This is a genomic window from Actinomadura sp. 7K534 (assembly GCF_004348575.1).
Lineage (GTDB): Bacteria > Actinomycetota > Actinomycetes > Streptosporangiales > Streptosporangiaceae > Spirillospora > Spirillospora livida.
In genome coordinates, this window is record NZ_SMKB01000368.1 from 1 (window position 1) to 4898 (window position 4898).

The window sequence follows — 4898 nt, forward strand, 5'->3', positions numbered from 1 at the left end:
CCGTCAAGGCCGGGACGGCCGCGCAGGCCGCCAAGGCCATGAAGGCCGGCAAGACCGTCAAGGCGGGGACGGCGGCGCAGGCGGGCAGGGTCAAGCAGGCCGTCAAGCACTGACTTCCCGAAGAGAACCTTAAAAGAGCCTCAAATCCGTTGAACCGAGAGCCGGGGCGGTCCCGTACTGCCAGTTGACTACCGTCCTCACCCCCATGAGACGACCCCCACCACGGAGACGCCCCGGCCATGGCAGTTCCCGGATCGACCGGTCGCCAGACCGGCGGGTTGCGGAGCCTGCTCCGCCGCCCCGGCGCGGCGCGGCCGGCCTCCCCGGCCGGCCGGGCCGCACGCGACGACGAGATCGTCGCTGAGCTCTACCGCGAGTACCATCGGCCGCTCCTCTCGTTCGTCCTGAGGCTCACCGGCGGGGACCGCCAATGGGCCGAGGACGTCGTGCAGGAGACGATGATCCGGGCGTGGCGCAGCGCCGACCGCCTCGACGACCGCACATCCTCGCTGATGCCGTGGCTGGCCACGGTCTCCAGGCGTATCGTGATCGACAATCGGCGGCAGCGCGAGGTCCGGCCGCCCGAGGTCGGCGACGGCCCCCTGGAGAACCTGCCGATGGCGGACGAGATGGAAGGCCTGCTGCGCAAGGTCGTGGTGGCGGAGGCGCTGGAGTCGCTCTCCCCCGCACACCGGCAGGCGCTGACGGAGACGGTGCTGCGCGACCGTACGGTGAACCAGGCGGCCGAGTACCTCGGCATCCCGGTGGGCACGGTCAAGTCCCGCGTCTACTACGCGCTGCGCGCCCTGCGCGTCGCCTTGGAGGAGAGGGGGGTGACCTCATGAGTTCGCCGGTCGAGCACACCGACGTCGGCGCGTACGCGCTCGGCCTCCTCGAGGAGGGCGACCGGCGGGCCTTCGAGGCCCACCTGCACGGGTGCGGCAGGTGCCAGGCTGAGCTGGCCGAGATGTCGGGGACGGCGAGCGTCCTGTCCGCGCTCGGCGGCGACACCGCCGCCGCGCCCGCCCCGGCGGCGGACCCCGGAGCGCACCGGCCTCCGGCACCGGTGATCGACATGATGCGGCGCCGGCGGAGGGAGGACCGCAGGTTTCGGCGCGGGGCCTACACCGTCGGCGGGGCGGCGGCGGCCGCGATGCTGGCCGTCGGGATAGGCGTCGGGACGGTGCTCGGCGACGACGGCGAGACCGGGAAGCAGCCGCCGCCCGTGGCCGTCACCGGCGAGCGGTTCCAGGCGACGGACGCGCGCACCGGCGCGTCCGGCACGGTCGGGCTCGTCGACAAGGGCTGGGGCACGCAGGTCAGCCTGGAGCTGCGCGGCATCAAGGGGCCGCTGCGGTGCCACCTGGAGGCGGTGTCCGAGACCGGCGAGCGCAGCGTCGTCGCCGGCTGGCGCGTCCCGGACAAGGGCTACGGCGTGCCGGAGCAGCCCAACCCGCTGGTGATGCAGGGCGGGACGGGCCTCACCCGGCAGGAGATCACCCGGTTCGAGGTGCGGCTCGACAGCGGCGGCACCCTGCTGACCATCCCCCTGTGACTCCCCTTTCCGCCCCACGCTGAGCGGCCCGCCGCCCCTCTCCAGGGCCGATAACCTTGGGTCATGCCCACTCCGCATTGGCTCGCCCCGGTCGCCCCTGCCCCCGTGGACGCGACCGTGTCGCTGCCCGGTTCGAAGTCGATGACGAACCGGGCGCTGGTCCTCGCCGCGCTCGCCGACGCGCCCGCGCGCATCACGCGCCCGCTGCGCAGCCGCGACACGGTGCTGATGGCCGATGCCCTCCGCGCGCTCGGCGCGGAGATCACCGAGGACGCCGCGGGCTGGGAGGTCCGGCCGGGCGAGCTGCACGGGCCCGCGCACGCGGACGTGGGGCTCGCCGGGACGGTGATGCGGTTCCTGCCGCCGGTCGCGGCCCTCGCGTCCGGCGAGGTGTCCATCGACGGCGACCCGCGGGCGCGGGAGCGGCCGATGGGCCCGATCATCACCGCGCTGCGGGCCCTGGGCGCCCGCATCGACGACGGCGGGCGGGGCGCGCTGCCGTTCACCGTGCACGGGACGGGCTCCGTCAACGGCGGGCAGGTGGTGATCGACGCGTCCGGGTCGTCGCAGCTCGTGTCGGGCCTGCTGCTGGCCGCGCCGCGCTTCGAGAAGGGCGTCGAGGTCAGGCACGAGGGGCCGCCCGTGCCGTCCGCGCCGCATCTGGCGATGACGGCGCACATGCTGCGCCAGGCGGGCGCGGCGGTCGAGACGGAGCGGAACCTGTGGCGGGTCGCGCCGGGTCCGCTGCGCGGCGGCGAGTGGGCGATCGAGCCGGACCTGTCGAACGCGGCCCAGTTCCTGGGGGCGGCGCTGGTCACCGGCGGGCGCGTCACCGTGCGGGACTGGCCGGCCGAGACGACGCAGCCGGGCGACGCGCTGCGCGGGCTGCTCGCCGCGATGGGCGCCGAGGTGTCCCACGGCCCGGACGGGCTGACCGTGCGGGGCTCCGGCGCGTACTCCGGGCTGGACGCCGACCTGCACGAGGTCGGGGAGCTGACGCCGGTGCTCACGGCCGTCGCCGCGCTCGCGGACTCCCCGTCCCGGCTGACGGGCGTCGCGCACCTGCGCGGCCACGAGACCGACCGGCTCGCGGCCCTGGTCACCGAGATCAACGGGCTCGGCGGCGACGTCCGCGAGCTGCCGGACGGGCTGGAGATCCGGCCGCGGCCGCTGCGCGGCGGCGTCTTCCGCACCTACGACGACCACCGGATGGTGATGGCGGCGGCCGTCCTCGGACTGGCCGTTACCGGTATCGAGGTGGAGAATCCGGGCACCGTGGGCAAAACTCTTCCGAACTTCACGGAGTCGTGGGCGTCGATGCTGGCGCCCGCCTGACGGCAGGGACGGACCACTGGCCAGACGAACGCACGACTACGACGAGGACGACGTCCGGGTCCGCCCCGGACGCCGCGGGTCGCGTCCGCGCACCCGCCGCCGTCCCGCGCACGACGACGCCTCCCCCGGGTTCGTGATCGCGGTCGACCGGGGCCGGTACCGCTGCCTGGTGGACCCGGGCACCGCCGGCGAGCGCGGCGTCACCGCGATGCGCGCCCGCGAGCTGGGCCGCAAGGGCGTCGTCGTGGGCGACCGGGTGGCCCTCGTCGGCGACGTGTCCGGCGAGCCCGACACCCTGGCCCGCATCGTCCGCGTCGAGCCGCGGCGGTCGTCGCTGCGCCGGACCGCCGACGACACCGACCCGTTCGAGCGGATCATCGTCGCGAACGCCGACCAGCTCGTGATCGTGACGGCGCTCGCCGACCCCGAGCCCCGCCCCCGCATGATCGACCGGCAGCTCGTCGCCGCCTACGACGCCGGGATGGACCCGCTGCTCTGCCTCACCAAGGCCGACCTCGCCGACGCCGGGCCGCTGGTCGCCGAGTACGCGCCGCTCGGCGTCCCGTACATCGTGACGCGCCGCGGCGAGGACGGCGGGCTGGACGGTGCGGAGGACGGTGCGGAGGACGGCGGCCTGGACGAGCTGCGCGGCCATCTGTCCGGCCGCATGAGCGTGCTCGTCGGGCACTCGGGCGTCGGCAAGTCGACGCTGGTGAACGCGCTCGTCCCGGACGCCGAGCGGGCGGTCAGCCACGTCAACGCGGTCACCGGCCGCGGCCGGCACACCTCGTCGTCGGCGATCGCGCTGGAGCTGCCCGGCGGCGACGGCTGGATCATCGACACCCCCGGCGTGCGGAGCTTCGGGCTCGCGCACGTCGACCCCGCGCACGTGATCAACGCGTTCGAGGACTTGGCGAAGGGCGCCGCCGAGCGGTGCCCACCGCATTGCGACCATCTCCAGGAGAACTGCGGTCTCGACGGCTGGGTGGACGACGGGCACGCCAGCCGGGCCCGGCTGGACTCGCTGCGGCGGCTGCTCGCCAGCCGCGAGGGAGAGCCCGAATAGGCCGGAAACTCCGGGCGATGCGTCGGTATCGTCTTGCCCCATGGTCCAGATGGTGGCGGGGCGCTACGAACTCCTGGAGGTGCTCGGCCGCGGCGGTATGGGGGCCGTGTGGCGGGCCCGCGACCGCACGCTCGGCCGGGAGGTCGCGGTCAAGGAGGTGTCCCTGCCGCAGGGCCTGGACGACGCGCAGGTCGAGCGGACCTACGCGCGGACGTTCCGCGAGGCGAGGTCCGCGGCGCGGCTCGACCACCCCGGGATCGTGACCGTCCACGACGTCGTGGAGGAGGACGGGCGGCCCTGGATCGTGATGAGCCTCGTCCGGGCCGACTCCCTCGACAAGGTCATCGCGCGGGAGGGGCCACTGCCGCCGGACCGGGCCGCCGCGATCGGCGCCGACCTCCTGGACGCGCTCAGCGCCGCGCACGCCGCCGGGGTCGTGCACCGCGACGTGAAGCCGGGGAACGTGCTGCTGCCGCCCGGCCGCGCCGTCCTCACCGACTTCGGCATCGCGACCGTGGCGGGCGACGAGACGCTCACGCAGGCCGGGGCCATCGTCGGGTCGCCCGCGTACCTGGCGCCCGAGCAGGCGCGCCACCAGAAGGCCACCCCGGCGTCGGACCTGTGGTCCCTGGGCGCCACCCTGTACGCGGCCGTGGAGGGCCGCCCCCCGTACAAGCGGCCCGACGTGTGGGGCGTGATGGCCGCCGTCCTCTCCGACGACCCGGACCCGATCGAGCGCGCCGGGCCGCTCACCCCGGTGCTCCAGGGCCTCCTCCGCAAGGACCCGGAACAGCGAATGGGGCCCGGCGAGGCCGGGCGCCTGCTGCGCCAGGTCGCGCACGGAGCGGTGTCCCGGCCGCCTGAGCCGCCCGCGTTCGCGCCGCCCGGGCCGGGGCCGCGCGACGTGACGCTGCAGCCCCCGCCCGCCGCGCCGACCGTGCC

General features: G+C 75.4%; 5 protein-coding genes. All 5 read left to right on the forward strand.

Going from position 1 to position 4898, the window contains the following annotated elements:
• The first annotated feature begins 239 nt into the window (after positions 1–239).
• Positions 240–845: a sigma-70 family RNA polymerase sigma factor gene (locus tag E1266_RS35565; RefSeq protein ID WP_132054728.1), complete on the forward strand. Its 606-nt coding sequence runs from the start codon at positions 240–242 to the stop codon at positions 843–845.
• A complete protein-coding gene (locus E1266_RS35570) occupies positions 842–1555 on the forward strand; it encodes a zf-HC2 domain-containing protein (protein WP_132054730.1) in 714 nt (237 codons plus the stop codon). The genes E1266_RS35565 and E1266_RS35570 overlap by 4 nt, the downstream gene beginning before the upstream one ends.
• A gap of 63 nt (positions 1556–1618) precedes the next feature.
• Entirely contained in the window at positions 1619–2890 is a 1272-nt protein-coding gene (gene aroA, locus E1266_RS35575) for a 3-phosphoshikimate 1-carboxyvinyltransferase (RefSeq protein WP_132054732.1), read from the forward strand.
• Positions 2891–2906: 16 nt separating this feature from the next.
• Positions 2907–3956, forward strand: a complete 1050-nt coding sequence (rsgA, locus tag E1266_RS35580; protein WP_132054734.1) for a ribosome small subunit-dependent GTPase A — start codon at positions 2907–2909, stop codon at positions 3954–3956.
• Between the two features lie 40 nt (positions 3957–3996).
• On the forward strand, positions 3997–4898 hold a 902-nt coding region (locus E1266_RS35585; protein ID WP_207946122.1), incomplete at its 3' end, for a serine/threonine-protein kinase.

What these genes read in the sequence shown, in the direction of transcription:
- E1266_RS35565 (WP_132054728.1), top strand. Translation starts at nt 240, where the DNA reads ATGGCAGTTCCCGGATCGACCGGTCGCCAGACCGGCGGGTTGCGGAGC.
- E1266_RS35570 (WP_132054730.1), top strand. Translation starts at nt 842, where the DNA reads ATGAGTTCGCCGGTCGAGCACACCGACGTCGGCGCGTACGCGCTCGGC.
- aroA (WP_132054732.1), top strand. Translation starts at nt 1,619, where the DNA reads ATGCCCACTCCGCATTGGCTCGCCCCGGTCGCCCCTGCCCCCGTGGAC.